This window comes from Amycolatopsis sp. NPDC104587, assembly GCF_055583645.1.
Genome location: NZ_JBVJNO010000007.1, coordinates 410,432 through 435,360, shown reverse-complemented (window position 1 = coordinate 435,360; position 24,929 = coordinate 410,432). Strand labels below are relative to the sequence as shown.

31 protein-coding genes are annotated in these 24,929 nt (G+C 71.7%); 12 read left to right on the top strand and 19 right to left on the bottom strand.

Annotated elements, in window-relative coordinates; all coding sequences use genetic code 11:
- Positions 1-65: 65 nt before the first annotated feature.
- The 11 genes from ACZ61C_RS24115 to ACZ61C_RS24065 all read right to left on the bottom strand — a co-directional run bounded on the left by ACZ61C_RS24115 (position 66) and on the right by ACZ61C_RS24065 (position 5,630).
- Entirely contained in the window at positions 66-308 is a 243-nt protein-coding gene (locus ACZ61C_RS24115) for a hypothetical protein (RefSeq protein WP_465310051.1), read from the bottom strand.
- Positions 305-1,030: an exonuclease domain-containing protein gene (locus ACZ61C_RS24110; protein ID WP_465310050.1), complete on the bottom strand. Its 726-nt coding sequence runs from the start codon at positions 1,028-1,030 to the stop codon at positions 305-307. The genes ACZ61C_RS24115 and ACZ61C_RS24110 overlap by 4 nt, the downstream gene beginning before the upstream one ends.
- On the bottom strand, positions 1,027-2,043 hold the full coding sequence (locus ACZ61C_RS24105) for a PD-(D/E)XK nuclease family protein (RefSeq protein ID WP_465310049.1): 1,017 nt from the start codon (positions 2,041-2,043) through the stop codon (positions 1,027-1,029). Before ACZ61C_RS24105 ends, ACZ61C_RS24110 begins: the two co-directional genes overlap by 4 nt.
- Positions 2,040-2,774: a hypothetical protein gene (locus ACZ61C_RS24100; protein WP_465310048.1), complete on the bottom strand. Its 735-nt coding sequence runs from the start codon at positions 2,772-2,774 to the stop codon at positions 2,040-2,042. Before ACZ61C_RS24100 ends, ACZ61C_RS24105 begins: the two co-directional genes overlap by 4 nt.
- Entirely contained in the window at positions 2,771-3,010 is a 240-nt protein-coding gene (locus tag ACZ61C_RS24095) for a hypothetical protein (protein WP_465310047.1), read from the bottom strand. The genes ACZ61C_RS24100 and ACZ61C_RS24095 overlap by 4 nt, the downstream gene beginning before the upstream one ends.
- The gene (locus ACZ61C_RS24090) at positions 3,007-3,333 is read right to left on the bottom strand and encodes a hypothetical protein (protein ID WP_465310046.1); all 327 of its coding nucleotides are present in this window, start codon (positions 3,331-3,333) and stop codon (positions 3,007-3,009) included. The genes ACZ61C_RS24095 and ACZ61C_RS24090 overlap by 4 nt, the downstream gene beginning before the upstream one ends.
- Positions 3,330-3,689 (bottom strand): hypothetical protein, encoded by a 360-nt coding sequence (locus ACZ61C_RS24085; protein WP_465310045.1) that lies wholly within the window; start codon positions 3,687-3,689, stop codon positions 3,330-3,332. Before ACZ61C_RS24085 ends, ACZ61C_RS24090 begins: the two co-directional genes overlap by 4 nt.
- Entirely contained in the window at positions 3,689-4,144 is a 456-nt protein-coding gene (locus ACZ61C_RS24080; protein ID WP_465310044.1) for a hypothetical protein, read from the bottom strand. The genes ACZ61C_RS24085 and ACZ61C_RS24080 overlap by 1 nt, the downstream gene beginning before the upstream one ends.
- A complete protein-coding gene (locus ACZ61C_RS24075; RefSeq protein ID WP_465310043.1) occupies positions 4,141-5,043 on the bottom strand; it encodes a hypothetical protein in 903 nt (300 codons plus the stop codon). The genes ACZ61C_RS24080 and ACZ61C_RS24075 overlap by 4 nt, the downstream gene beginning before the upstream one ends.
- A gap of 75 nt (positions 5,044-5,118) precedes the next feature.
- Positions 5,119-5,283 carry a hypothetical protein gene (locus tag ACZ61C_RS24070; protein WP_465310042.1) on the bottom strand — a complete coding sequence of 55 codons (165 nt, stop codon included), beginning with the start codon at positions 5,281-5,283 and terminating at the stop codon, positions 5,119-5,121.
- Positions 5,280-5,630 (bottom strand): hypothetical protein, encoded by a 351-nt coding sequence (locus tag ACZ61C_RS24065; RefSeq protein WP_465310041.1) that lies wholly within the window; start codon positions 5,628-5,630, stop codon positions 5,280-5,282. The genes ACZ61C_RS24070 and ACZ61C_RS24065 overlap by 4 nt, the downstream gene beginning before the upstream one ends.
- Positions 5,631-5,820: 190 nt before the next feature.
- Between ACZ61C_RS24065 and ACZ61C_RS24060 the strand changes: the two genes are divergently transcribed.
- The gene (locus ACZ61C_RS24060; RefSeq protein WP_465310040.1) at positions 5,821-6,375 is read left to right on the top strand and encodes a hypothetical protein; all 555 of its coding nucleotides are present in this window, start codon (positions 5,821-5,823) and stop codon (positions 6,373-6,375) included.
- 226 nt (positions 6,376-6,601) lie between these two features.
- The gene (locus ACZ61C_RS24055; RefSeq protein WP_465310039.1) at positions 6,602-6,931 is read left to right on the top strand and encodes a hypothetical protein; all 330 of its coding nucleotides are present in this window, start codon (positions 6,602-6,604) and stop codon (positions 6,929-6,931) included.
- A gap of 106 nt (positions 6,932-7,037) precedes the next feature.
- Here ACZ61C_RS24055 and ACZ61C_RS24050 read toward each other — a convergent pair whose 3' ends face one another.
- On the bottom strand, positions 7,038-8,546 hold the full coding sequence (locus ACZ61C_RS24050; protein WP_465310038.1) for a recombinase family protein: 1,509 nt from the start codon (positions 8,544-8,546) through the stop codon (positions 7,038-7,040).
- 57 nt (positions 8,547-8,603) lie between these two features.
- On the opposite strand from ACZ61C_RS24050, the gene ACZ61C_RS24045 reads away from it, so the two are divergent.
- The 3 genes from ACZ61C_RS24045 to ACZ61C_RS24035 are packed head-to-tail and all read left to right on the top strand — an operon-like array spanning position 8,604 to position 13,154.
- On the top strand, positions 8,604-11,474 hold the full coding sequence (locus ACZ61C_RS24045; RefSeq protein WP_465310037.1) for an alpha/beta fold hydrolase: 2,871 nt from the start codon (positions 8,604-8,606) through the stop codon (positions 11,472-11,474).
- Entirely contained in the window at positions 11,471-12,394 is a 924-nt protein-coding gene (locus ACZ61C_RS24040; RefSeq protein WP_465310036.1) for an ABC transporter permease, read from the top strand. Before ACZ61C_RS24045 ends, ACZ61C_RS24040 begins: the two co-directional genes overlap by 4 nt.
- A gap of 19 nt (positions 12,395-12,413) precedes the next feature.
- Positions 12,414-13,154, top strand: a complete 741-nt coding sequence (locus tag ACZ61C_RS24035; protein WP_465310035.1) for an enoyl-CoA hydratase/isomerase family protein — start codon at positions 12,414-12,416, stop codon at positions 13,152-13,154.
- On the opposite strand, the gene ACZ61C_RS24030 is transcribed toward ACZ61C_RS24035, so the two are convergent.
- Positions 13,151-13,651, bottom strand: coding sequence for an SRPBCC family protein (locus tag ACZ61C_RS24030; RefSeq protein ID WP_465310034.1), 501 nt, complete (start codon positions 13,649-13,651; stop codon positions 13,151-13,153). The genes ACZ61C_RS24035 and ACZ61C_RS24030 overlap by 4 nt on opposite strands.
- A gap of 236 nt (positions 13,652-13,887) precedes the next feature.
- On the opposite strand from ACZ61C_RS24030, the gene ACZ61C_RS24025 reads away from it, so the two are divergent.
- Together ACZ61C_RS24025 and ACZ61C_RS24020 are read left to right on the top strand one after the other, a co-directional pair.
- Positions 13,888-15,279, top strand: coding sequence for a S28 family serine protease (locus ACZ61C_RS24025; protein WP_465310033.1), 1,392 nt, complete (start codon positions 13,888-13,890; stop codon positions 15,277-15,279).
- A 58-nt stretch (positions 15,280-15,337) separates the two neighbouring features.
- Positions 15,338-15,727, top strand: a complete 390-nt coding sequence (locus ACZ61C_RS24020) for a VOC family protein (RefSeq protein WP_465310032.1) — start codon at positions 15,338-15,340, stop codon at positions 15,725-15,727.
- Here the strand turns inward: ACZ61C_RS24020 and ACZ61C_RS24015 are convergent.
- The 5 genes from ACZ61C_RS24015 to ACZ61C_RS23995 are packed head-to-tail and all read right to left on the bottom strand — an operon-like array spanning position 15,724 to position 20,464.
- Positions 15,724-16,071 (bottom strand): MmcQ/YjbR family DNA-binding protein, encoded by a 348-nt coding sequence (locus ACZ61C_RS24015; protein ID WP_465310031.1) that lies wholly within the window; start codon positions 16,069-16,071, stop codon positions 15,724-15,726. The two genes, ACZ61C_RS24020 and ACZ61C_RS24015, sit on opposite strands and share 4 nt — an antisense overlap.
- A complete protein-coding gene (locus tag ACZ61C_RS24010; RefSeq protein ID WP_465310030.1) occupies positions 16,068-16,193 on the bottom strand; it encodes a hypothetical protein in 126 nt (41 codons plus the stop codon). The genes ACZ61C_RS24015 and ACZ61C_RS24010 overlap by 4 nt, the downstream gene beginning before the upstream one ends.
- Positions 16,190-18,346: an excinuclease ABC subunit UvrB gene (gene uvrB, locus ACZ61C_RS24005; protein ID WP_465310029.1), complete on the bottom strand. Its 2,157-nt coding sequence runs from the start codon at positions 18,344-18,346 to the stop codon at positions 16,190-16,192. Before uvrB ends, ACZ61C_RS24010 begins: the two co-directional genes overlap by 4 nt.
- A gap of 46 nt (positions 18,347-18,392) precedes the next feature.
- A complete protein-coding gene (locus tag ACZ61C_RS24000) occupies positions 18,393-19,004 on the bottom strand; it encodes a carboxymuconolactone decarboxylase family protein (protein ID WP_465310028.1) in 612 nt (203 codons plus the stop codon).
- An 11-nt stretch (positions 19,005-19,015) separates the two neighbouring features.
- A complete protein-coding gene (locus ACZ61C_RS23995) occupies positions 19,016-20,464 on the bottom strand; it encodes a DUF5685 family protein (RefSeq protein WP_465310027.1) in 1,449 nt (482 codons plus the stop codon).
- A gap of 104 nt (positions 20,465-20,568) precedes the next feature.
- Here ACZ61C_RS23995 and ACZ61C_RS23990 point away from each other — a divergent pair, with 104 nt between their 5' ends.
- Entirely contained in the window at positions 20,569-21,087 is a 519-nt protein-coding gene (locus tag ACZ61C_RS23990; RefSeq protein WP_465310026.1) for a ribonuclease FAU-1 family protein, read from the top strand.
- Here ACZ61C_RS23990 and ACZ61C_RS23985 read toward each other — a convergent pair.
- Entirely contained in the window at positions 21,084-21,719 is a 636-nt protein-coding gene (locus ACZ61C_RS23985) for a TetR/AcrR family transcriptional regulator (protein WP_465310025.1), read from the bottom strand. The two genes, ACZ61C_RS23990 and ACZ61C_RS23985, sit on opposite strands and share 4 nt — an antisense overlap.
- 116 nt (positions 21,720-21,835) lie before the next feature.
- On the opposite strand from ACZ61C_RS23985, the gene ACZ61C_RS23980 reads away from it, so the two are divergent.
- The 4 genes from ACZ61C_RS23980 to ACZ61C_RS23965 all read left to right on the top strand — a co-directional run bounded on the left by ACZ61C_RS23980 (position 21,836) and on the right by ACZ61C_RS23965 (position 24,872).
- The gene (locus tag ACZ61C_RS23980; protein ID WP_465310024.1) at positions 21,836-23,263 is read left to right on the top strand and encodes an MFS transporter; all 1,428 of its coding nucleotides are present in this window, start codon (positions 21,836-21,838) and stop codon (positions 23,261-23,263) included.
- A 110-nt stretch (positions 23,264-23,373) separates the two neighbouring features.
- Entirely contained in the window at positions 23,374-23,664 is a 291-nt protein-coding gene (locus tag ACZ61C_RS23975; protein WP_465310023.1) for a hypothetical protein, read from the top strand.
- Positions 23,589-24,305, top strand: a complete 717-nt coding sequence (locus tag ACZ61C_RS23970) for an ArnT family glycosyltransferase (protein ID WP_465310223.1) — start codon at positions 23,589-23,591, stop codon at positions 24,303-24,305. Before ACZ61C_RS23975 ends, ACZ61C_RS23970 begins: the two co-directional genes overlap by 76 nt.
- 3 nt (positions 24,306-24,308) lie before the next feature.
- Positions 24,309-24,872, top strand: coding sequence for a hypothetical protein (locus ACZ61C_RS23965; protein ID WP_465310022.1), 564 nt, complete (start codon positions 24,309-24,311; stop codon positions 24,870-24,872).
- Positions 24,873-24,929 lie beyond the last annotated feature (57 nt).

Genomic DNA, 24,929 nt, shown 5'->3' with positions numbered 1-24,929 from the left:
GCGGGCTTCGGCCCACGCGCCAGCGGGCAGCAGCGCGAGCAGGACGACGAACACGAGGGTCGGGGTCACGCCGTCACCTCCGGCGCGTACTGCTCGACGAGGAGGTCCAGTTCGCCGATGCGGTTGAGCTGACCGAGGTGCTCCAGGATCGAGCGGGCCTCGGCGCGGGTGAGGTCCTTCGTGGACGCGAGGTCGCGGCCGGCGAGCCGGGACACGATCTCCAGACGGTGCGCGCGGGTCTTCACGCCGTGCTTCGTCAGCGCCCCGGAGATCGCGGAGCACTGCGGGATCGACGCCCAGGCGGTCACGAGACCACCGCCGGGACCGGCCGGACCGGCCACTCGGTGGACACGTGCTCCGACTTGCCCTGCTTCCGGAAGTACTCGGCGAGGCCGAGCGCCTGCTCGCGGTACCACGCGACCTGGTTGGCGTACAGCTCCTCGTGCGACATCGCGCCCAGCGCCGGGTACTTCCGGGCCAGGCACCACGCGACCCGCGCCGCGGCCAACGCATCCGCTGCCGCGCCGTGCGCGTCCAACTCGGACAACACGATCCCGTAGTGCCGCGCGACGTCGACCAGCTTCCGCGAGCCCTTGCGATACCGGTCGTAGTGCTTGTCCAAGCACAGCGGGTCCACGACCGGGCCGAGCTGCAGCCGACCGGCACCGGGCAGCACCACGTCGTGGCGGGCCATCTCCCGGCCAAACAGGCTCAGATCGTACGGCGCGTTGTAGACCACACCGGTCGCCCCGGCCCGCCAGCCGGCGTCGAGCGCGACCGCGATCTCGCGCACGACCTCGGCGGCCGGGCGGCCCTCGGCGCGGGCCATCTCCGTGGAGATGCCGTGCACCGCGGTCGCCTCGGCCGGGATCCCGACGCCCGGGTCGGCCAGCCACTGCTTCGTGTCGACCGTGCCCTCGCGCGGATTGATCGTGACCACGGCAGCGGTCACGATCCGCGCGGTCTCGACGTCTACACCTGTTGTCTCGCAGTCAAAACTGACGAGGATGCGTTCGTGCCAGCCGGTCATTCCGCACCGTCCTCTTTGGAGATGAACTCCAGCTTCACTTCCGGCTTGCTCTCCTTGAACGGCGGTTTCGCGCCGGCCTTCGCGTACTCACGCTTCACGGCCTCGGTGTCGAGCCGCTGCGGCGTCGACACCTTCCACCGCAACAGGTGCTCGAACCCGACGTCGAACAGGTCCGAGACGCCCTTGTCGGTGATCGGGCGGAGCGCGTCGAGCGCGCCCTTCGCTTCCTTCTCCAGCGCCTCAGCGGTCTTCTTCATCTGCCGGGCGTCCCACAACTGCCGCGCCCACTTCGCCTTGTCCGGATCCTCGACCAGCAGCACCGACCGCAAGTCACGGTCCGGGACCGCGCCGTCCCAACAGGTCTTGAAGAACGGGCAGTTCCCGCAGAACGACGAGCCCGGCTCGTAGTCCCGATTCAGCATCTCGATCGGCGTGGTGCGGATGTTCTCCAGCCACCGCAACGCATCCCGCACGTGCCGGGTGTCGAACGGGACGACGACCTGCCAGTCGTCGCCGGTGTCGCGCGCGAGGTAGTCGATCACGATCTCCCGCACCCGACGCCCCGTCTGGATCACCGCGGCCGCGTACAGGTGCGTCTGCCACACGTGCTGCTGCGACGCGCCGTGCACCTTGATGTGCTGCAACCACCGGTCCGACGTCGTCTTCGTGTCCCGGATCCGCAGCGTGCGCGACTCGTACCGGTCGAGATGACCGAGCACCCCAGCGAACCGGACCTCGAACTCGACGAGGTCGTCGGCGGGGATGAGGCCGGCGTCCTGCATCTCGCGGAACACGCTCTCGACCGCGGAGTGCACGGCGGTGCCCATGACGGCCTGCACGCTGCTGCCCCGGTTTGTCGGCGCGGTGCCGGCCAGCCGGTACCCGGCGCGGCGCTGGCAGCCGCCGAGCTCGGACATGCCGATCTCGGCTTGCTGGGAGCGGGCGCGGCGGGCGTCCCATTCGAGGAGGAGCTGAGCCGTCGTCAGCTCCTCCGTCCGCTCGACCGTCGTCATCGCTCGGCCTCGTGGGCGAAGAGGTCCGGGTCGTCCGGCAACGTCGGGTCGTCCTCGGCGGCCGGGGTGTGCTGCTCTGCGATCTCGGCCAGCTCCGCCAGCTCATCGGCCGACGGCTCCGGGTCGACCACGATCTCGGCCTCCGCCGCAGTGGGCGGCTTCTGGTCCTCCCGCTCGGCGGCGACCTGCGCCAGCGACGGCTTCGCCACCGGCTCCCGGTCGGTCTCGTCGCCGAACCCGAGCGCGATCTCCGGGCACGCGCGCCGGCACGCCGTCGACACGGCGCGGGCGTACAGCATCGCGTGCGGGTGGTTCTTCCAGTTCGCGTTCGTCATCAGCCCGGCGGTCTTCGCCATGTCCAGCGTGTAGGTGACCCGCGCTTTCTCGGTGGGGTCGTCGCCGCGCTCGACCTCGACGGTGCACAGGTCCGGCTGCTCGTCGAGGACGCGGACCTTGTGGCCGGCGCGGCGGGCCAGCGCGACCCACAGCTGCGCGGAGATCGTCGGCCTGCCTTTGACGACGTACACGGACTGGATGGCCTGCATCGGCGCGAGGCCGAGCTCCTGGCCGTAGAGGATGGCGACGAGGACGTCGGACGGCTTGCCGCGCAGTTCCTGCGGCAGCAGCGACGAGACGGCCATGATGCGGGCCAGTTCCATGACCTGACCGAGGTCCTGTTGCGGGGCGCCGACGGCGACGCCGGTGCGGCGCGCGGCGAGTTCGTTGCTCACTGGGATTCCCCCTCGGAATCGTTGCGCTGGTTGATGAACTCGGCGAACAGCTCGTCGATGTCGAGCGCCCGGGAGTGCTTGGCGGCGTAGAAGTCCCCGAAGTCGGAGGCGTCGTTGCCCTGCACACGCACGTCGCCCTGGGCGGCGCGGCCGAGGGCGTAGCCGTACCCGACGCCGTTCAAGTGGTTGAGCGCGGCGAACTCCGGCCGGATCGTGCGGTCCTCGGTGGCGGTCACGACGTTGCCTCCACCGTCTTGCCGGTCGCCTTCTCGTAGTCCTCGGTGAAGGCCTGCAGGTAGACGTAGCAGCCGTCGATCTCGGTACCGACGGAGCTGAAGCGGGCGCCCGGCTTGCCGTCCTTGGGGCGGTGCACGCGGTGCTCGATCGTGACGCCGAAGAGCTCGGCGAAGACATCGAGCTGCGCGGCGTCGTCGTCGAACTCGTGCTTGCCGAGAGGCTCCGGCTTGAACAGCTCCGGGAACTTCTCCAGTTCCGGGTGGGATTCGAGGAGGTTGGCCCGTTCACGCAACTGCGCGACCAAGATCTTCACGGCGGTCATCGCTGCACCGCCCCGTCGTCCTGCCCGCACCGGCGGTTGCCCATGGTGCGGCAGTCCCAGCACCACGGCTGGTCCTCCTCGCACGTGGCCGCGGTCGTCGGCGCGGGCCGGCTGGTGGTCGGCTCGCAGCTCGCGCCCAGCCCGCCGACGACGGCCGCGCCGACGGTGGCGAACGCGATCCCGGCGAACCCGATCCGCTGCCCCAGCCCGGTCACGAACTTCGCCTCGCCCGACCTCTTCTTCGGCGCGGGCTTCGTCCGGTCGGCGGGCTTCACGCCGGCCTTCTCGACGACGTCGTCGATCCTCTTGTCGGCGACCTTGTCGAGCTTCTCGGCGATCTTCTTGAAGACGCTCATCAGTTCCACTCCCCCGTCGGCTGGCGCAGCTCGACCTCGACCTGGCGGCCGCTGGCCTGACCACGCATCACCTCGTAGAGCCCTGCCTTCCCGGCCGGGAAGGCGCAGCACTGGCAGACCTCGTGCACGCCGGTGTAAGCGCCCTGCACGCCGCGGTCCGGGTTCGCCGTGATCCGCACCGTCGCGAAGTGACCGAGCTCGTTGCAGCGGCTGCACGGGTCCGGGCGGGTCTCCAGCGCGGTCGGGTGGTCGGGGCGCGGCCGGGCGGTGTCGGCGTGGCACGGGGTGGCGAGCACCTCGACGCGGTGCCGGCCGGGGTGGCGGCCGAGCCCGAAGTCGGAGGGCAGCAGCGTCGGCTTGCCGTGCTGGGCGAGGTAGAGGCCCCAGGTCGCCGCGCGGTTCTGGTCGCGGGGCGTCGCGGTGGTGAGCAGCACGGCGGTGCGGACGGCGGTCATCGGGCCACCTCGATCAGCAGCCACAGCACACCGAAGCTGCCCAGCACCAGGAACGACAGCCCGGCCACGACCAGCCGCGCGACGGTCTGCGAGTGCTCCAGCTCCCACCGGGCCGACAGCCGCACCGTCTGCGCGACCTCGTCCGTCACCCGGGCGAAGAACGCGACGACCGCGAGCCACGCCCGGACGTACCAGCGCCGCGCGACCGGCCGCGACTCGACCACCACGATCGGCTCGGTGACCGTGGGGATCACCTCGGTCCGGTCTTCGGAGTCCTCGACACCCGGCCACGCCCGCAGGTCACCGCTGACCGGCCGCTCCGGGTCGACGACGTCGATCTGCCCGGTCCGCGCCTGCGGCGACGGGACCCGGTACTCGGCCGGGCCCGGCAGCGCGGTCTCGTCGGCGAGCGGGTCGGCGTCGGCCACGGCTGCGAGTGCCGTCGCGACGACGCTCTCGAACGCGGCCGTGTCAGCCTTGACGAAGGGCTTCACGTCGTCGGTCCAGATGCCGGCGGGCTCGGCCTCGTCGGGCACCGGCCCGAGGAACGTGACCGTCGGCTCGACCTCCGGCAGGTCCGGCAGCTGCACCGCCACGTCATGCCCAGCCGCGCCCCGCGCACACAGCACCGTCACCCGCGTGCCCCGGTCCACGTCGTCCGGCCACGAGATCCCGGACAGCTTCCCGAACGAGTGGTCCGCGTTGCTGGCCAGCGTCGCCTCGCACCGGTCCAGCTCGACCCCGGCGCGCATCAGCTGCACCGTCACCGGGCCGTCGTGCAGGTGGTCCAGCACGCGGCGCGGCACGGCCAGCTCACCGTGCTTGACGTCGACGATCCCGATCCGCGCGGTGGCGTGCACCGCGTCGTCGGCGAGCGCCGTAACATTTCCTTCGATCATGAGAACTCCTACTTCTCTGGTCGTGCCCGCCCCTGGCCCTGGACCGGCCGGGGCGGGCGTCTTTTTTGTGGGTGGTCAGGCCGCGTCGGCCGTGGTGGCCGGGCGGCGGATCGGCGGCAGCGCGCGGCGCAGGTTGTCGGCGAGCTCGGGGTCGATCGGGCCGGAGGTCGCGACGATCCGGGCGATGAAGTCCTCGTCGGACTCCTCCGGCCAGCACTCGATCCGCTCCTCGGCGGTCATGACGCCACCGGCAGCGCGCCGTCGGGCCGCTTCGGGCCGGTGGTGCGCTCGCTGTCGTTGCGTTTCGGCGGCGCCTTCGGCTCGCGCCGCGGCTTGGCCGGCGGGTTGTCGGGCACGCCTTCGTCAGCGGCGACGATCTCGTCGACGACGTCGCGTACGTTCTCGCCGGGCCGCTTGAGTCGCTCGGCGATGCGGTAGATCCGCGGGAGCGTGAGCGGGTCGCGGCCGGCGAGGCCGTTCTTGAGCGAGCCCCAGGGAACGTCGACGTCCTTGGCGAACTCGCGGGTCGAGGTGATGTTCGCCTCGGCCAGCCGGTGCTTCACCGGGATCTTGTTCAACTTGGGCATGAGCACACTCTGCTGTTCTCTGCGCGCACTGTCAAGCAGAGTTCAGCAGAATGGCGGTAACGGATCCATATCTACTGCCCTACTCTGCTTATCTATGCACTCAGGGGAGGGGCGCCATCGGCGCAAGGTGCGACAGGTCCGCAGGTCCAGGCAACTAGCAAACTGCTCCGGTCTGCTGCACACTGCCGTTGTGACGGTTTCGCGAAAGCAGATCCGGACGAGTGACTTCTCGTCAGAAGCCCGGGGCTGGCTCGCCGACGCCGTCGTCAAGGCGCGAACAGCCGGCGGCTGGCAGTACCGCACGGACTTCGTCGACGCGGCGAAGGCGGCCGGCGAGAAGCTCAGCCTTCGCAGCCTGCAGGCCGTCGAGCAAGGCGATCCCGGGGTCGGGCAGAGCGTCCTCTACGCGATCGCCCGTACGCTGCCCAACTGGACCGAGGACACGCCGCGGAACATCCTCGAAGGCAATCCAGCACCGCCGACCGGACGCGCAGGTCCCGACCGAGTCGACGTAACGACGGCGCGAGACGTCGAAGTGTCCGGCCAGCTCGCACACGGCGCCGACGACTGGACACCCGAAGAGATCGCACGGATGCGTCGGATGACGGGGCGGCAGATCCTCGAAGAGGGCTTGATGATCGGGAAGTTCTCCGGCGAAGAGACAATGCTGCGCTACCTCAATAAGGCGTCCGCGGTGAAGCTGGAGAAAACCGATCAAGCCGAAGGCTTAGGTGACGCGCTGTAGTCCACTCGCGACATTCCCCATAGGACCGTCGCGGCGCGCCACCGTAGTAGCAACGGTGATCAAAGTGAACCCCGTACCGGATCGTTGCTTCCGCGTTACAACGATCTTCGACCGGACGGCGCAATTCCCAGAAAGTTCACTGACACCGCTTAACGACTTGTCACACCAAAGAGATAACCCTCCTGCAATCGGGTTAGCCCGTACCCGCCGAAGGAGGTAACCAACCGTGAGCAACCAGACGCAGCAAGCGCCGCGCACGATCCACATCTGGATGTTCGCCACAGCAGCCATCAGCACACTTCTCGCCTTACCGCACGCGATCGTGGTGTTCATCCTCGACTTGCCCGCCCCGATCGTGAACCTGCACATCGCCATCTCACTGGGGCTCTGGATCCTGGGTGCGATCTTCGCAACGAGCCAACCTCCCGACACCGCCACGCAGGCAACATCAACACGGGAAATCGATGCGAAACCGCTCACCCCGCCGCAGCGGAAACAGCTCAGCGAAGTCGACGAACTCGAAGCGTGGCTTCACCGCACCGACGAGGACCGCTGAAGGAGGCTGGCCGCTCCCCCGGCCACGCCCCTCCGCAGCCCGCCGGCGAAAGTCTGAAACTGCGGGGGGGGGGGGCGTCTGAAGCCTCTTTTCCTTACACCCCAATCTATCCGAGGGCGCGACTCCTCTGCCGATCCAGCACCGCGCGGTCCTTCACCGGCACCCCACGGTTCCCCCGCCCACACGGCTTGATCCGCAACTCCCCTACGTACCGCGGCACCAACAGCTGCCGCGCCACAAACCGCCGCGAGTCGATCTCCAAGGCCTTCCACCGCTCCGCCACGTCCGGGCCCGGCGCAAGCACACCATCCAGGATCGACGGCTCCAGCTCGCGCTCGCGCCGCTGCAGCCCCGCGATCCGCTCGGCGATCGCCGCCGCGATCGGCGCGGCGAACTCCTGCGTGAACCCCGGCTCCCGGCGCGCCACCCGGCCGGCCAGCTGGTCACGCTCCTGCACCTCGGCGGCCAGCTCGGCGCGCACGCGGCCGAGCTCGGCGTCGGCGTCCTCGCTCGCCTGCGACAGCACGCCGTAGAACTTCGGGTCGGACAGCCACGTCAGCAGCAGCCGCTCCGTCCACACGTCCAGGTCGTCCCGCAGGATCGACACACACCCCGAGGGGCCGTCGCAGCAGTACCGCAGCTCGCCCTTCCGGCCCCGGCGGACAGCGAGGACGGCGCCGCACTTGTCGCAGCGCGCGATCCGGGCGAGCCAGTGGACTGCGGAGCCGCCGCGGAACTTCTTCCGGTCCGGGGCGTGGAGGATCCGCTGCACCTTGTCGAAGACCTTCGGGTCGACGATCGGGTCCCATACGGCGTCGGTGTGGCGCGCGGTCGCGCCCGGCCGGGAGTGGGTCCGCCAGTCCGGGTTGTGGACGCGCCGGCCCGCGTAGGCCGCGGTGGTCAGCATCGACCGAAGGTGGGACTGGCTGAAGGGGCCGCCGGAGCGCTTCTCGATCCCGCGCTGCTCGAGGTCGGCGGCGATGCGGTAGATCGACTGGCCCTCGGCGACCCGGGCGAACAGCTCTAGCACGATCGGTGCTTCGTCGGGGTGGTGCTCCTGCTCGAGCAGGTTCTTGGTGCGTTCGTCGTAGCGGCGGCGGAAGCCGTAGGGGACTTGGCCGTGGGGGAGGCCGTCGACGGCGGCGCTTTGGGTGCCGCGGGTGACGCGGAGGGAGAGGAGGCCGGTTTCGAAGGCGGCGTCGGCGGCGGCGTGGACGAGGTCGCGGCGGTCGTGGGGGTCGGCGGGGTCCATGACGCGGCCGCGGACTTCGATCCAGAACTTGATGCCGCGCTGCTTGGCGAGGTTGATCAGGCCGATCCACTCGTCTTCCTGTCGGGAGCCGCGGCTGTTCTCGTACATGAGGAGCAGCTGGCCGGGGAAGGTGTCGGCTTTGAGGTCGGCGATGAGGCGTTCGAAGCTGTCGCGGGTCTTGCGGGCGAATTCGGAGGCGCTGCCGACGTCGCTGTAGGTGCGGACGATGGTCCAGTTTTCGCGGGTGCACGTACGCTGGTTGAGCTCGTGCTGGTCCTCGGGTGACTTCTCTCGGCCTTGGCGGTCTTTGGAGACTCTCAGCAGGTCACAGACCGGGAGCGGGCTTGATTCGAAGGGCGGCACGTGCGTAGAGTACCCCTACTGAGGCGACTCTCAGGAAACTTCACATACGGTCACCCCGTGCCCCGACTCCCGCTCCCACGCACCCGCGGAGCCCGCCTCACCGCGCTCGCCGCCGTTGTCGTGGTCCTGGCCGCCGGCGCGGTCTTCTGGATCACGCGGCCCGCGGCGCCCCCGCCCGTGCCCACGCAGGACGCGTTGGTCGACATGCCCGCCGCGCCCGGCTCGGCGGAGCAGGTCAAGATCGACACGACCACCTACCTGCCCGCCACCGTGCCCGCGCCGGCGGTGCTGCTCGCGCACGGCTTCGGCGGGGACAAGTCCAGCGTCGCCGACGACGCCCGCGAGCTCGCGCGGAAGGGCTTCGTCGTGATGACGTGGTCCGCGCGCGGGTTCGGGAAGAGCACCGGCAAGATCGGGCTGAACGACCCGGACGGCGAGGTCGCCGACGCGAGCCGCCTGATCGACCGGCTCGTCGCGCAGCGCCAGGTCACCACCGACGCCGGCGGCGACCCGAAGGTCGCGGTCACCGGCGCCTCCTACGGCGGCGCGCTCTCGCTGCTGCTGGCCGGCACGGACAAGCGCGTCGACGCGATCGCCCCGGTGATCACCTACAACGACCTCGCCCAGGGCCTGGTCCCGAACGCCGCCACCCCCGCGCTCCGGCCCTCGGGCACCCCGGCCGCCGGCGCGTTCGCGACCGACGGCGTGTTCAAGAAGAGCTGGGCGGGCATCTTCTTCTCGGCCGGGTCCGGCGCGGCGGCGAGCGGCTCGCCGTCGGCCGAAGCGCCCGAAGCCGGGCAGGAGACCGACAGCGGGTCCACCGCCGCGACCGGGGCGGGCGCCGCGGCGGCCGCCGTCCCGGCCGCGCCGACCGGCGGGGGCGGGCCCCGTGGCGGCGCCGCGGCCGACCCCTGCGGGCGCTTCACGGCCGCGGTCTGCCGCGCCTACACCGAGCTCGGCACGACCGGGGAGACCAGCCAGGCGAGCGTCGACCTGCTGCGCCGCGTGTCGCCGGTCTCGGTGACGGGCAAGATCACCGTGCCGACCCTGCTGGTCCAAGGTGAGAGCGACACGCTCTTCGGCCTCGACCAGTCCGACGCCACCGCCCGGCAGATCACCGCGGCGGGCGGCAAGGTCCGCACGATCTGGTACACCGGCGGCCACGACGGCGGGAAGCCCGGACCGCAGCTGCGCACGAAGATCGGCGACTTCCTCTGGGACGCCGTCAACGGCGGCGACCCCGGCACCGGCTTCAGCTACGACGTCCAGGGCACGTTGCGCGCCAACGGGACGCCGTCGGTCCGCACTGTCACCGCCGACACCTACCCGGGGCTGACCGGCCCGGCCACCGAACGCCGGCTGCTGCCGATGGCCGGTCCCGCGCAGTCGGTCGTGCGCCCGGCAGGCGCGAACCCGTCGGCGGTGAGCGGGATCCCCGGCCTCAACGGCGTCGCGAGCAGCTCGTCGCGGCTCGGCGCGCTGTTCAGCAACGACCCGCCCGGCCAGTCCGCGCAGTTCACCACGACCCCGGTGGACTCGCAGGTCGTCGTCAGCGGCTCGTCCACCGTGCGGCTGCAGGTCGCCGCGGACCCGGCGCACCCCCAGCCGGACGCGGTGCTGTTCGCGAAGCTCTACGACGTCGGGCAGGACGGCTCGCGCGTGCTGCCGTCGAACGCCATCGCGCCGTTCCGGGTGAGCGGGCTGCCCGCCGACGGCACGCCGGTCGAGGTGACCGTGACGCTCCCGGGCATCGTCCGCCCGATCGAGGGCGGCCACTCGCTGCGGCTGGTCGTCGGCACCACCGACCAGGCGTTCGCCTCGCCGGCCGCGCCCGCGGTGTTCCGGGTCGCGCTCGCCGGCGGGACCGCGCTGGCCGTGCCGGTCGTGCCCGGGACGTCCGTCGGCTCCCCGGCCCCGGCCGGGCAGCTGGTCGGCATCGGTGTGACGCTCGCGATCGGTGTGGCCGTGGTGCTCTTCGCCGCGCTGCGCCGCCGCCGGGCCACCGACATCGACCCGGAGCTCGCCACCACCCCGCTCGTCATCGAGGGGCTGCGCAAGGAGTACCCGGGCGGGTTCGTCGCGGTGAACGACCTGTCCTTCCGCGTCGAACCGGGCCAGGTGCTCGGCCTGCTCGGGCCGAACGGCGCGGGCAAGACGACCACGCTGCGGATGCTGATGGGCCTGATCACGCCGACGAAGGGCCACATCCGGGTCTTCGGGCACAAGATCACCGCGGGCGCCCCGGTGCTCTCGCGCATCGGGTCGTTCGTGGAAGGCTCCGGTTTCCTGCCGCACCTGTCCGGCCGGGCGAACCTCGAGCTGTACTGGGCGGCCACCGGCCGGCCGGCGGACAAGGCGCACTTCGGCGAGGCGCTGGAGATCGCCGGGCTCGGCGCGGCGGTCGAGCGCCGGGTGCGCACCTACAGCCAGGGCATGCGGCAGCGGCTGGCGATCGCCCAGGCGATGCTCGGCCTGCCGGAGCTGATGGTGCTCGACGAGCCGACCAACGGGCTCGACCCGCCCCAGATCCACCAGATGCGCGAGGTGCTGCAGCGCTACGCCGCGACCGGCCGCACCGTGGTGGTGTCCAGCCACCTGCTGGCCGAGGTCGAGCAGACCTGCACGCACGTCGTGGTCATGCACCGCGGCGCGCTGGTCGCCGCGGGCGAGGTCGGCGAGCTGGCCGCGGCCGGCGGCGAGGCGACGTTCCGGGTCGACGACCCGGCCGCGTCCGCGGCGGCGCTGAAGGCGCTCAGCGGTGTCTCCGACGTCGACGTCGACGGCGAGCTGGTGCACGCCAACCTCGGCGAGCTGCCGCGGGCCGAAGGCGTGGCCGCGCTGGTGCGCGCCGGCGTCGCGGTGGAGCAGGCCGGGCCCCGGCGCCGGCTGGAAGACGCGTTCCTGCAACTGGTCGGAGAGGAATCATGAGCGAGGGTGTGCACACCGACCCGCACGCGCTGGACGAGCTGAGCGACCTCGCGTCGGCCGAGCACGCCGGCGTCGGGCCGGACGGCGCCGTCGAGGGCTACCGCGCCGGGCGGACGCTGCGGCTCGGCGTCGAGCTGCGGCGCCAGCTCAAGCGGCGGCGCACGCAGTTCCTGCTCGGGTTCGTCGCGATCCTGCCGTTCATCCTGGTGATCGCGTTCGAGGCCGGGCAGTCGAACCCGAACCGGCGCAGCGGCGGGTTCGTCGACCTGGCCACGGCTTCGGCGCCGAACTTCGTCGTGCTGGCGCTGTTCGTGTCCGGGACGTTCCTGCTCCCGATGATCGTCGCGCTGTTCTTCGGCGACACCATCGCGAGCGAGGCGTCGTGGTCGAGCCTGAAGTACCTGCTGGCGATCCCGGTGCCGCGGCAGCGGGTGCTGCGGCAGAAGGCGATCGTGTCGGGGCTGCTGTCGGCGGCGGCGCTGGTGCTGCTGCCGGTGATGTCCCTGATCGTCGGGCTGATCTGGTACGGCGCCGGTGACGCGATCAGCCCGACCGGCGACGCGGTTTCCTTCGGCGACAGCATGCTGGCCATCGCACTGTCCACTGTGTACATCATCCTGCAGCTGGCCTGGGTGGCCGGGCTCGCGCTCGCGCTGAGCGTGACGACCGACGCCCCGCTCGGCGCGGTCGGCGGCGCGGTGCTGGTGGCGATCCTGTCGCAGATCCTCGACCAGATCACGGCGCTGGAGGGCCTGCGCAACTACCTGCCGACGCACTACGCGTTCTCGTGGATGGACCTGATCTCGACCGACGTCGACTGGACCAACCTGGCGAGCGGGCTGCTCTCGGCGGCGATCTACGGAACGGTGTTCGTCCTCTACGCCGGGCGGCGGTTCGCCCGGAAGGACATCACCAGCTGAAGCCGGTACGGTCGGGCGCGTGCCGATCACGCTGGAGAGCCACCACGACATCGCCGTGCTGCGGATCGACCACGGCGGCGGCAACACCCTCGACACGGATTCGTGCCGCGAGCTCGTGCTGCGGCTGGAGGAGGTCGACCAGGCCCGCGCGGTCGTGCTCACCGGCACCGGGCGCGTCTTCTCCGCAGGCGTCGACCTCAAGCGGATCGACGACGGCGGCGCGTCCTACGTGTCCGAGTTCCTGCCGCTGCTGTCGGACGCGCTGCTGGCCGTGTTCGGCTGCCCGCGTCCGGTGGTCGCGGCGCTGAACGGGCACGCCGTCGCCGGCGGCGCGGTGCTGGCCGCCGCGTGCGACCACCGCGTGCTCGGCGCCGGCACGATCGGCGTGACCGAGCTGCTGGTCGGGGTGCCGTTCCCGCTGGCCGCGCTGGAAATCCTGCGCTGCGCCTACGGCACGGCCCCGCTGCCGTCGCTCACCTACTCGGGCGAAACCCGCGGCGGCGAGGACGCGCTGGCCGCGGGTCTGGTCGACGAGCTGGCTCCGCCGGAGGAGGTGCTCGAGCGGGCCCTCGCCGTCGCGACGCGGCTCGGCGAGCTGCCGGCCGAGGCGTTCGCGCACACCAAGGCCCAGATCCGGCAGCCCTACCACGAGCGGATCGCCGAGTACCGCCACGCCGACGACCCCGAGGTCGAGCGGCTGTGGCGGGCACCCGCGGCGCTGGCCGCCGTCAAGTCCTATGTGGACCGGGTGCTGCGTTAGGCGCGCACCCCGGTTTCGGCGAGGGCCTTGATGCCCTCGACCGTCTTCTGCATGTTGTCCTGCAGCTCACCCAGCCGCATCGCGACGATCTCGTCCTCGTGCTCGGGCATCGAGGCGATGATCGTGGTGAGGTTGGACGGGCCGGGGCCGATCTGGGCCCACTGGCGCAGGAGCGTGCCGTCGCCGTCCGGGACGAGCTCGAACTTCCACGACGCGGCCGGGTTGGTCACGTCCATCACCGACCACGCGAAGAGCCGCCCGGGCTCGTAGCCGGTGACCGTCGAGACCGTCTCCCACTCCCCGGCGACCGGGTGCGAGTTGCGGCCGCGGAACTGCGCGCCGAGACCGGGCTCGGACCCTTCGACCCAGCCGCCGCCCTGGTACTCGCTGGAGAACCGGGCGGGCAGGTCGACGTCCAGCAGCCAGGACCAGACCTCGGCCGGCCGCGCGTCGATGCGGACCTCGACCTGGGTCGTGGGACAGTCGGAAACCTTCATGGCGGACCCCTCGCTCGATGACGGTGCCTACGGCTTCGGACCGTAACGTGGCGCCGGTCACGGCGACAACTCGCACGATGCGCGTGGCCGCGGAGGCCGGTGGACGTCACCCGGCGCCCGCGCCACCCGCCGAAAGTCGGGTCCTCACCGATTCTGCGCCCGGACAGCCGATTGCCGACCGGGGCCGATTCTGTGAGGGTCCCACGGTGGGTTCCGGAGCCGGGGAGGGTGCTTCCATGCGCAGACTGTTCACCGCCGCGGCGGTCGTGCTGGCGTTCGCCGGGCTGGCGCCCGCCGTCAGCGCCGCCCCCGACATCAAGGCGGCCCTGCAGAAGATCCCGGGGCTGACGGTCGTGGCGGAGAACCCGGCGCCGGCCGGCTACCGGTTCTTCCAGCTCACCTACACCCAGCCCGCCGACCACCGGCACCCCGAGGCGGGCACCTTCCAGCAGCGCTTCACCCTGCTGCACCGCGACTTCACCGCGCCGACCGTCGCCTTCACCAGCGGTTACAACGTCAGCACCGCCCCGAACCGCTCGGAGCCGACGCAGATCGTCAACGGCAACCAGCTCTCGATGGAGTACCGGTACTTCAAGCCGTCACGGCCGGAGCCGGAGAACTGGGCGAAGCAGCTGACGATCTGGCAGGCCGCGGCGGACGAGCACCGCGCGGTGCAGGCGTTCAAGGCGATCTACCCGGGCAAGTGGCTGGCCACCGGCGGCAGCAAGGGCGGGATGACGGCAACGTACTTCCGGCGCTTCTTCCCCGACGACGTCGACGGCACGGTCCCCTACGTCGCGCCCAACGACGTCATCGACCCGCTCGACGTCTACAACCGGTTCCTCTCCCGCGTCGGCAACGACCCGGGCTGCCGCGACGCCCTGAAGGCGATCCAGCGAGACGCGCTGAAGCGGCGTGACGAGCTGGGCGCGATCGCGGCGGTGGACGCGGCCAAACGCGGGCTGACGTTCTCGATCGTCGGCTCGGCCGACAAGTCCCTCGAGATCTCGGTGATCGACTCGTACTTCGCCTTCTGGCAGTACCAGACGCAGGCGGACTGCGCGACGGTGCCGGCCGCGGGCGCGCCGGCGGCGGAGGTCTACGCCTGGTACGAGAAGGTGGAGAGCCTCAACACCTACTCCGACCAGGACCTCGAGCCGTTCGTCCCGTACTACTACCAGGCGGCGGCCCAGCTGGGCTCGCCCGAGGCGTACGACGGGTACCTGCGCGACCTGCTCCGCTACCCCGGCGCCGACCAGCCGAAGACGTTCGTGCCCGCGTCGGTCAAGATCCCGCGGTTCGACTACCTGGCGATGCCGGACGTGGACTTCTGGGTGAAGTCCCGCGGCACCCGGCTGTTGTTCGTCTACGGCTCGAACGACCCGTGGGGCGCCGAGCCGTTCGAACTCGGCTTCGGCAGCCGGGACTCCTACCGGTACTACGTCCAGGGCGGCAACCACGGCTCGAAGATCGCGCAGCTGGCCCCGGCCGACGCCGCGGCGGCCACGGCGACGGTCCGGCGCTGGGCCGGCCTGCCGCCGACGGCCGCGCTGACGGCTCGCAGCGCCCCGGCCGGCTTCCCCGACTTCGACACCGACCTCACCCTCGCGCAGCGTCCGCCGCTGTGACTTTCCTCAGGCCGGGCGTAGTCTCACGGCACCTGACGGCCCGGCCTGAGGAGGCGGCATGCCTCGTCCCGTCCACTTCGAGATCCACGCGGGCGACCCCGACCGCGCGGTGGCGTTCTACACGGCGGTGTTCGGCTGGAAGTTCGAACGCTGGGGCGACGTCCCGTACTGGGTGATCTCGACCGGCGAAGGCGACGGAATCGACGGCGGCCTCGTCCCCCGCGTCGGCCCGGCGCCCGAGGAGACGGCGCCGGTCCACGGATACGTGAACACGATCGGCGTCCCCGACCTCGACCAGGCCCTCGCTGCGGTGACCGAGGCGGGCGGATCGCCGGCGCTGCCGAAGAACTCGGTGCCAGGGGTCGGCTGGCTGGCGTACGTCAAGGACACCGAGGGCAACATCTTCGGGATGCTGCAACCGGACGAGAACGCGCCGGCGCCGTCCTAAGGGCGTTTCGCTTTGGGCAGCCGGCCAACGACGTCTTCGTAGGAGGCGTCGACCAGGTCTTCGAGCTCGGCGTCCGGCACTCCGGCGCCGAGCTCGACGCGGTTCCAGCCGTAGCGGCCGAGGTAGTCCATCACGGACACGGCGTCCGGGTACCGCTCCCGCAGTTCGGCCGCTTCTTCCCGGGTGGCCCCACATTTGACGGCGACGCTGCCGGGCTCGTCCTGCCCGATGAAGGCGAAACCCTTACCGCCGACCTTCGCGACGAGCACGTGGTCCCCGAAGGGATAGGTCTCCTCCGCGCCCGGCTTGGCAAGGCAGTACGCGACGACGGCGGCGATGTTCACCCGTCACCGGTCCCGCGCCGCCGGTTCCGGAGCGCCTCGCGGACGGCGCCGGCAAAGGCGTCGCCGGCCACCGCGGCGAACTCGGCCGCGAGGCGCTCCGTTTCCAGGTCTTCGGTGATCACTTGATCCCGGCGGCGTCCATGCCGCGCAGCTCCTTCTTCAGGTCCGAGATCTCGTCACGCAGGCGGGCCGCCAGCTCGAACTGGAGGTCGCGCGCCGCCTGCATCATCTGGTCCGTCATCTGCTGGATCAGGTCGGCCAGCTGGGCGCGCGGCATCGCCGAGACGTCCTTGTCCACCAGCATTCCCGAGCTGCGGACCCGGTCGCCCTGCTCGGGCTTCTTGCCCCGCGACGAGTTGCGGCCCGAGCCGCCCACCGAGACCTGCTCGGTGTCCTCGGCCTCGCTGTAGACCCGGTCGAGGATGTCGGCGATCTTCTTCCGCAGCGGCTGCGGGTCGACCCCGCGCTCCACGTTGTAGGCGACCTGCTTCTCGCGGCGGCGGTCGGTCTCCTCGATCGCGTGCTGCATGGAGTCGGTGATCTTGTCCGCGTACATGTGGACCTCGCCCGACACGTTGCGCGCCGCGCGGCCGATCGTCTGGATCAGCGACGTCCCGCTCCGGAGGAAGCCTTCCTTGTCCGCGTCGAGGATCGCGACCAGCGACACCTCCGGCAGGTCGAGCCCCTCGCGCAGCAGGTTGATGCCGACCAGCACGTCGAAGTCGCCCGCCCTCAGCTGCCGCAGCAGCTCGACCCGGCGCAGCGTGTCGACCTCCGAGTGCAGGTACCGCACCCGGATGCCCAGCTCCAGCAGGTAGTCCGTGAGGTCCTCGGCCATCTTCTTGGTCAGCGTGGTGACCAGGACGCGCTCGTCCTTCTCCGCCCGCTCCCGGATCTCGTGGACCAGGTCGTCGATCTGGCCTTCGGTCGGCTTCACGACCACCTTCGGATCGACCAGGCCGGTCGGCCGGATCACCTGCTCGACGAACTCGCCGGCCGCCTGGCCCATCTCGTACGGCCCCGGTGTCGCCGACAGGTAGACCGTCTGCCCGATCCGGTCGGAGAACTCCTCCCAGGTCAGCGGCCGGTTGTCGACCGCGCTCGGCAGCCGGAAGCCGTACTCGACCAGGTTCCGCTTCCGCGACATGTCGCCTTCGTACATGCCGCCGATCTGCGGCACCGTCTGGTGCGACTCGTCGATGACCAGGAGGAAGTCCTCCGGGAAGTAGTCGATCAGGGTCGCCGGCGCCGTGCCCGCGCCGCGGCCGTCGATGTGGCGCGAGTAGTTCTCGATGCCGGAGCAGAACCCGACCTGCCGCATCATCTCGATGTCGTAGGCCGTGCGCATCCGCAGCCGCTGCGCCTCCAGGAGCTTGCCCTGCTTTTCCAGCTCCGCCAGGCGTTCTTCCAGCTCCTGCTCGATGCCCTGGATCGCCTTTTCCATCCGCTCCGGGCCCGCGACGTAGTGCGTCGCCGGGAAGATCCGGACCTCGTCGACCTCCTTGACGATGTCGCCGGTCAGCGGGTGCAGGTAGTAGAGCTTCTCCACCTCGTCACCGAAGAACTCGACGCGGATCGCCAGCTCCTCGTACGCCGGGATGATCTCCACCGTGTCGCCGCGCGCCCGGAACGTGCCGCGGGCGAAGGCGATGTCGTTGCGCGTGTACTGCACGTCGACCAGGGCCCGCAGGAAGACGTCCCGGTCGAGCTGCATGCCGACCTTCAGCTTCGAGGACCGGTCGAGGTAGGACTGCGGGGTGCCCAGGCCGTAGATGCACGAGACACTCGCGACCACGATGACATCCCGGCGCGACAGCAGGTTCATCGTCGCCGAGTGCCGCAGCCGCTCGACGTCGTCGTTGATCGACGAGTCCTTCTCGATGTAGGTGTCCGTCTGCGCGATGTACGCCTCGGGCTGGTAGTAGTCGTAGTAGCTGACGAAGTACTCGACCGCGTTGTTCGGGAACAGCTCGCGCAGCTCGTTCGCCAGCTGCGCGGCCAGGGTCTTGTTCGGCGCCATCACCAGCGTCGGCCGCTGGACGCGCTCGATCAGCCACGCCGTGGTCGCCGACTTGCCGGTGCCGGTGGCGCCCAGCAGCACGACGTCCTTCTCGCCCGCCTTGACCCGGCGTTCGAGCTCGTCGATGGCCGCCGGCTGGTCGCCGGCGGGCTGGTAGTCACTGATCACCTCGAACCGGCCGCCGGTCCGCGGGATCTCCGAGACGGGCCGGAAGTCGGACTGGGCGAGCACGGGGTGTTCGGTTGCGAAAGCCACGTCGACCAGAGTACGACGCGGCACCGACAATTTCCGTCGGCCCTGGTCAGTGGGGTCGGAACACCGTCACGGACGTCACTTCGCCCCCGGCCACCTCGCAGTGCAGGACGGCGCCGGGCACGGGGCCGTCGCCGAAGCACGAGACGAGCACCCGGTCGGGTCCGGTCGCCTGGGTTTCGAAACGCGGGAACTCCGCGAGCACGTCGGCGACTTCGCCCGCAGGAGACGAGAGGTGCGCCAGCACGACCTCACGCGGCGACGGCGGCGGCGGGACGGGCAGGTCGTGGCTCTCGAAGAGCCGGTTCAGCTGGTCGGCTGCCGAAACCGCGCGGGGGAAACCGGCGAAGGCAGCGGTCTGGACGACGACTTCGCAGACTTCGGCCGGGGCGAGGCCCGAAGCCAGGCCGGTGCGGAGGTGGACGCTCAGCGGCGGCCCGACCATCCCCGCCGCGACGATCGCCGCGAGCGTCGCGGCTTCGCGCGTGCGGGGGTCGAGCGCGGGACGTTCGTGGAGGTGGCCGTAGACCGTGCCGACGGCCAGCTCGCCGAGCGCCGGGATCGTCGCGAAGAGGGCGTCGAGACGCGCTTCGCCGCCTTCGACCAGCCCGCCGAAGGTGGCCCGGCCACGGGCGTGCAGGCGGTCCATCGGCTCGGTCATGAACGCCCCGTTCAGCAGTTGCAGTCGCAGCAGGAGCAGCAGTCGCAACAATCGCAGTCGCAGTCGCAGCTCGAGTGGGGTTTCCCGCTCCACGGCCCAGGATAGGGATCACGGCAGCAGAACTGGCAGGTGCAGCACATGTACGGCGCGATCGTGCAGCCGAGGAGGAAGTTGCGCGGCTTCGGCGGGACGGCGAACTTCGGGTACCAGAGGCCGCCACCCTTGCCGTGGAGGGGCTCGGGTTCGCCGGAGTCGCCGGGACCTCCTGGCCCGCCAGGTCCACCCGGGCCGCCAGGTCCACCCGGGCCGCCGGGTCCATGGGGCCCGCCAGGCCCAGCCGGCCCGCCGGGACCCTCGGGCCGGGAGGTGCTGCCCGGCCCCCACGGCCCGGGCCCACCGGGACCGCCCGAGTACCCGGGCCCGCCCGGCGACGGAAATCCCGGCGGCCGCGGTCCCGGCGCCTGGTGAGGATGTTGCTGCGGCCGAGGTCCGGGCCCGATCCACCCTGGCGGCGGCTGCTGCCCGGAGGCACCGGTCGCGCGCGGATCCTCGCCTTGCATCGGCTGCCGAGGCTCGCCGCCGTGCGTCGGGCCCGAGCCGTGCGCCCCGCCATGTCCGAAGGCTCGCCGCACCGCTTGGCGCAGCTCGTGCACCAGCAACGCATGCACCAGCGCCGGCCGCGCGAACTCCGCCTCCCGCAACGCCAGCTCCACCCCCAGCACCGCGTCATCACACAACCGCCGGGCCTCCGCCAACCCCGTTCCCGTGGCCGGCAACGGGTTCCACGCTCCCGCGGCCGCGTCGGCGGCCTGGTCCTCGACCGCGTCCAGCAGGTGCGCGACCCGGCCGAACAGACGGCCCGCCTCCGCCAGCGGGGCCACATTTCCCGGCCGTCCCGCCAGCTCGGCCGTCCGCGCGAAGGCCGCCGACGTCGCCAGCTCCGCCGGTTCCGTCGCGACCAGCGGTGAATCCCCGAACCCGACAGTGCGCTCCAGCGAAGCCTGCCGGGACACCGCCTCCGTCAGCACCGCCGTGTCGAAGCCGACCCGGCTGCCGGTGCGGCTGCCCTGCTCCGCCCAGCGGGCCGCGACGCGGCGGGCGGCCGCCGCCACCGGGCGGCGGGCGAACGCGCCGTCGTGGTCCTCGACGTGGTCGCCGACCTTTGCCGCCGCCAGCACCAGGGACACCGCCGCGGCGAGCTGGGCGCCTTCGCCCCGCGCCACCGACGTCGAGCGCATGCCGCGCAGCGGGCACGGGCCCGCGGCGCGGCGCCGGTCCGCCGCCGGCGTCTGGGCCTCGACCAGCGCCGAGATGATCAGGCCGTCGTAGTTGGTGACGACGCGGGCGAGCTGACCGTGTTCGTCACGCAGCGTGAGACAGAGCCCGCACAGGTGCGCGAGCCAGTCCGCGTGCAGGTCGCCCGCCAGCCGGTGCCGGCACGGCCTGATGATCCCGAACATCCCCGGCCCCCTCGCCTCCCGGACGGTCGGCGAACCTTAGCCCGAACGTGTGGCGCGCGTGGCGGAAGTACGCGATTCGTGACCGGCCCGGCAGGATGAGCGCCATGGCCGGACTGCACGCGCCGAAGGTAGAGATCTTCGACCCCGCCGAGCGCGCGAACATCGACCCGAAGGGCATCCTGCGGAAGGTCGACGAGTACCACGAGGAGCCGTTCGGTCTCTACCTCGCGCGCCCGACCCCGGGCCGCGCGCAGTTCCACTACCTCGAGTCGTGGCTGCTGCCTGGGCTCGGCCTGCGGATCACCGACTTCTGGTTCTCCCCCGGCCACGAGCGCGACCAGGACTTCTACCTCGACGTCGTCCGCGTCCGCCGCGACGGCCCGCGCTGGGTCGCCACCGACCTCTACGTCGACCTGGTGCTCCGGGACAAGCTGTCGCTGCGGGTGATCGACACCGACGAGCTCCTCGAAGCCCACGCCGCGGGCCTGCTCGGCGCCGAAGACGCCGAGTTCGCGCTGAAGACGGCCTACGCCGCCGTGGAGGGGCTGGCCGCCCACGGGTACGACCTCACCGCGTGGCTCGCCACGAAGGACATCGCGCTCACCTGGCGGCGGCACCCCTAACCGGCCGAGTAGTACCCGAGGAACATGTCGACGCCCCGGTTGATGAGGTCGTCGGTGCGCTGAGCGTCGATCCGTTCGCCGTACGCGGCGTGGGTGAAGTGCGGGTAGAGGACGAGGGCGTAGAGCTGGACGAGGGCCAGGTCGACGTCCGGGATCGCGAGCTCGCCGGCGTCGACACGCTTGCGGAACTCCCCGGCGAGGATCGCCGACGTCAGGTCGGGGCCGTTGGCCTTCCACGCGCGGCCGAGCTCGGGGAACCGCTGCGCCTCCCCGGCGACGAGCGCGCGGAGCGCGAGCACCTGCGGCTGCGCCATCCCCGCCACCCAGCCCCGCGCCGTCCGCACGAGGATCTCGCGGATGTCGTCGGACTCGGCGAGGCTCTTCTCCAAGGCCAGGGTCGACTGCTGGAGCGCTTCCTTGAGCGCGTCGTGGATGACGGCGTGGAACAGCTCGCTCTTGCTGCCGAAGTGGTTGTAGATCGTCACCTTCGACACGTCGGCCCGCCGGGCGATGACGTCGATGCCGGCTTCGAAGCCGCTGGCGAGGAACACCTCGCGGGCGGCGTCGACGATCGCCCGCCGCTTGAGGTCGGCGCGCTCGCCGGTGGGGGTGCGCCGTCGTGTGTCCGTCATCCCCGCAGCCTACCCCTGAACTGTGCCGTCCAGTTCAGCTGAACTGAACTGTTGAGTTCAGCTGAACTGAAGCGTACAGTTCAGCTCCACTGCAGGGGCCCGACCAGGAGGTACGCATGCTGTCCGAACCGGAACTGAGATCGATCGAGCCCCTCGCGGGCCGCCGAAACGCGCGCTTGGCTCTGCTGGCGTTCGCGATGCTGATCGTTTCCCTCGACCAGTACATCGTCGTGGTCGCGCTGCCCGAGATCGGCCGCGACCTGGGCTACTCCGCGCAGACGCTCCAGGCGGTGGTCAGCACGTACGCGATCGCCTCCAGCGGGTTCCTGCTGTTCGGCGGCCGGGCCGCGGACCTGCTCGGCCGCCGCCGGATGCTGGTCACCGGGCTGGCGCTCTACGCCCTCGCGTCGGTCGCCGGCGGGCTGGCCACGGCGCCGCTGCTGCAGCTCGCCGCCCGCGCGCTCCAAGGCCTGGGCGGGGCGCTGGTCTTCCCCAGCACCCTGGCGATCATCACCACGAGCTTCGCCGAGGGCCGCGACCGCAACCGCGCGCTGAGCGTGTGGGGTGGCGCCGGCGCGGCCGGCCTGGTCGTCGGTGTGCTGCTCGGCGGCCTGCTGACGCAGGGGCTCGGGTGGCGGGCGGTGTTCTTCGTCAACGTCCCGCTGGCCGGCGCCGCGATCGTGGCGGCGTTCGCGCTCATCGGCGCCGACGGGCCGCGGGTGACGACCCGGCGGTTCGACCTGGCCGGCACGGTGAGCGTCACCGGCGCGGTGACCCTGCTGGCGTTCGCGCTGGTCCGGGGCCCGGACGCGGGCTGGGCCTCCCCGGAGATCGTCGCCGCCACGATCGTGGGAGTTCTGCTGCTGGGCGCTTTCGCGGTGATCGAACGGCGCAGCGCGGACCCGCTGCTGCCCCGCCACCTGGTGAGGAGTCCCAGCCTCGTGCCGGCCACGGTGGTCGCGTTCATGTTCACGGCCACCTTCGGCTCGCTGCTGTACTTCCTGTCCCTCTACTTCCAGGACGTCCGGGGGTACGACGCGCTGGAGACCGGCCTCGGGTTCCTGCTGCCGACCGCGGTCGTGGTCGCGGGCTCGGTGGTGGCCGGCCCGGTGGTGACCCGGATCGGCGTCCGGCGCACCCTGCTCGGCGCCCTCGCCGTCGGCGCGCTCGGCGCGTGCCTGCTCGGGTTCGCGCTCACGCCCGACGGCTCCTACGCCTGGCTGGTGCCGGGCCTGACGGTGGTCAGCGCCGGCGACGGGATGGTCTTCACCGTCATGTACATCGCCGCGGCGACCCGGGTGCCCGACCCGCAGCAGGGGATCGCCTCGGGGATCGTCACCACCGGGTCCGGCATCGGCGCCGCGGCCGGGCTCGCGGTGCTGGTCCTGGTCGCGAACGGCGGTGGCGGGATCCGGGCGGCGGTGTTCGCCGTCGCCGGCGGCATCGCGCTCACCTTCGTGCTCGCGCTCGTGCTCACCCGGCACATCCGCCGATCGGTGGATGCCGGGTCCTCCGGCGGCGGACCCGGGTCCGGACCGTCCTGACGATGTGCCCGGCCCCGGCGCGGCGGGATTCTCGCTGCGTCGGGAAACGGAGCGAGGGGGGGCGGCGACATGTCGAGCGAAAACACCACGGGCGGGGCGGTCCGACGGGCGTGACCACCGCGCCCGTCCCGGCCCGGGTCCGGCCGGTGGCACCCTTCGCCCGGACGCCGGTGGCGGTCGTGGCCGCGCTGACGGCGGTCCCGCTGCTGCTCATCGCGAACCGCTACGGCTACTTCGGCGACGAGCTCTACTTCCTCGCCGCCGGGCGGCACCTCGCCTGGGGTACGTCGACCAGCCGCCGCTGCTGCCGTTGCTGGCCCGCACGATGGACGCGCTCGGCCATTCCCCGTTCGTGCTGCGGATCCCGGCGATGCTCGCCATGGTCGGCGGCGCTGTGCTGACCGCGCTGATCGCCCGCGAGCTGGGCGGCGGGCGGAAGGCGCAGACCCTCGCCGCGGGCGCTTTCGCCGTGTCGACGCAGTTCCTGGCGAGCGGGCACCTGCTCGCGACGTCCACAGTGGACCCCTTCCTCTGGACCCTGCTGCTGTGGCTGCTGGTCCGCTGGGTGCGCACCCGCGCCGACGGCCTGCTCGTCTGGGCCGGGGTGGTGACGGCGGTCGCGCTCAACACGAAGTTCCTCATCGGCGGGTTCTGGCTCGCCGCCGGGGTCGCGATCCTCGTCTGCGGCCCGCGGGAGCTGCTGCGGCGGCCCGCGTTGTGGGTGGGCGCCGCGATCGCGGTGGTCGCGCTGGCGCCAACGCTGGTCTGGCAGGCGGCGCACGGCTGGCCGCAGCTCGGCATGGGCGCGGCGATCTCGCAGGAGGTCGGCGACACGTGGGGCGGGCGCCTGCTGTTCCTGCCGTCGGCGCTGGTCGTGGCCGGCCTCCCGGTCGGGGTGGTCCTGCTGTGTTACGGCCTCTGGCGGCTCCTGCGCGATCAGGAGTTCCGGTTCCTCGGCTGGACCGCGGTGGTGCTGACCGTCGTGATCCTGGCCGTGAACGGCCGGAGCTACTACGTCGCCGGGATGTTCCCGGTGTGCTGAGCGATGGCGGCCGTGGCGGTCGAACGCCGGGAGCCGTCGCGCTGGTGGCGGTGGCTCGCGACCTGGCCGTGTTACGTGCTGACCGCGCTGCTCGCCCTGCCGGGCGCGGTGCCGGTCTGGCCGCAGGCCTGGCTGGGCGAGCACCCGGGGCTGCCGAAGCCCGTCTTCGCGTTCGCGGAGATCGGCTGGCCCGAAGGCGCCCGGTCGGTGGCCGCGACGTTCGCCGCGCTGCCCGGGAAGGCGCACACCGCGGTGCTGACCGAGTCGTACTGGGGAGCCGGCGCGCTCGACCGCTACGGCCGTGAGCTCGGCCTGCCCGAACCGGCGAGCGGCAACCGCGGTTACGCGACGCTGACGATCCCGTCCGAAAGCGCGACGGACGTCCTGTACGTCGGGACGGACCCGCGGCCGCTGGCCGGGCACTTCGCCGAGATCCGGCCGCTCGGGAAGGTGGACACCGGCGGCGCGGAACCGAGCTACTTCGACGGGGTGCCACTGTGGCTGGCGACCGGCCGGACCGAGCCGTGGCCGGTGCTCTGGCCGCAGGTCGTGAACACCCACACGTGAGCCGCGTGCCCGGCCACGTAGGGTGCGGGAAGGACCGGGCCGGACGAGGAACAGGAG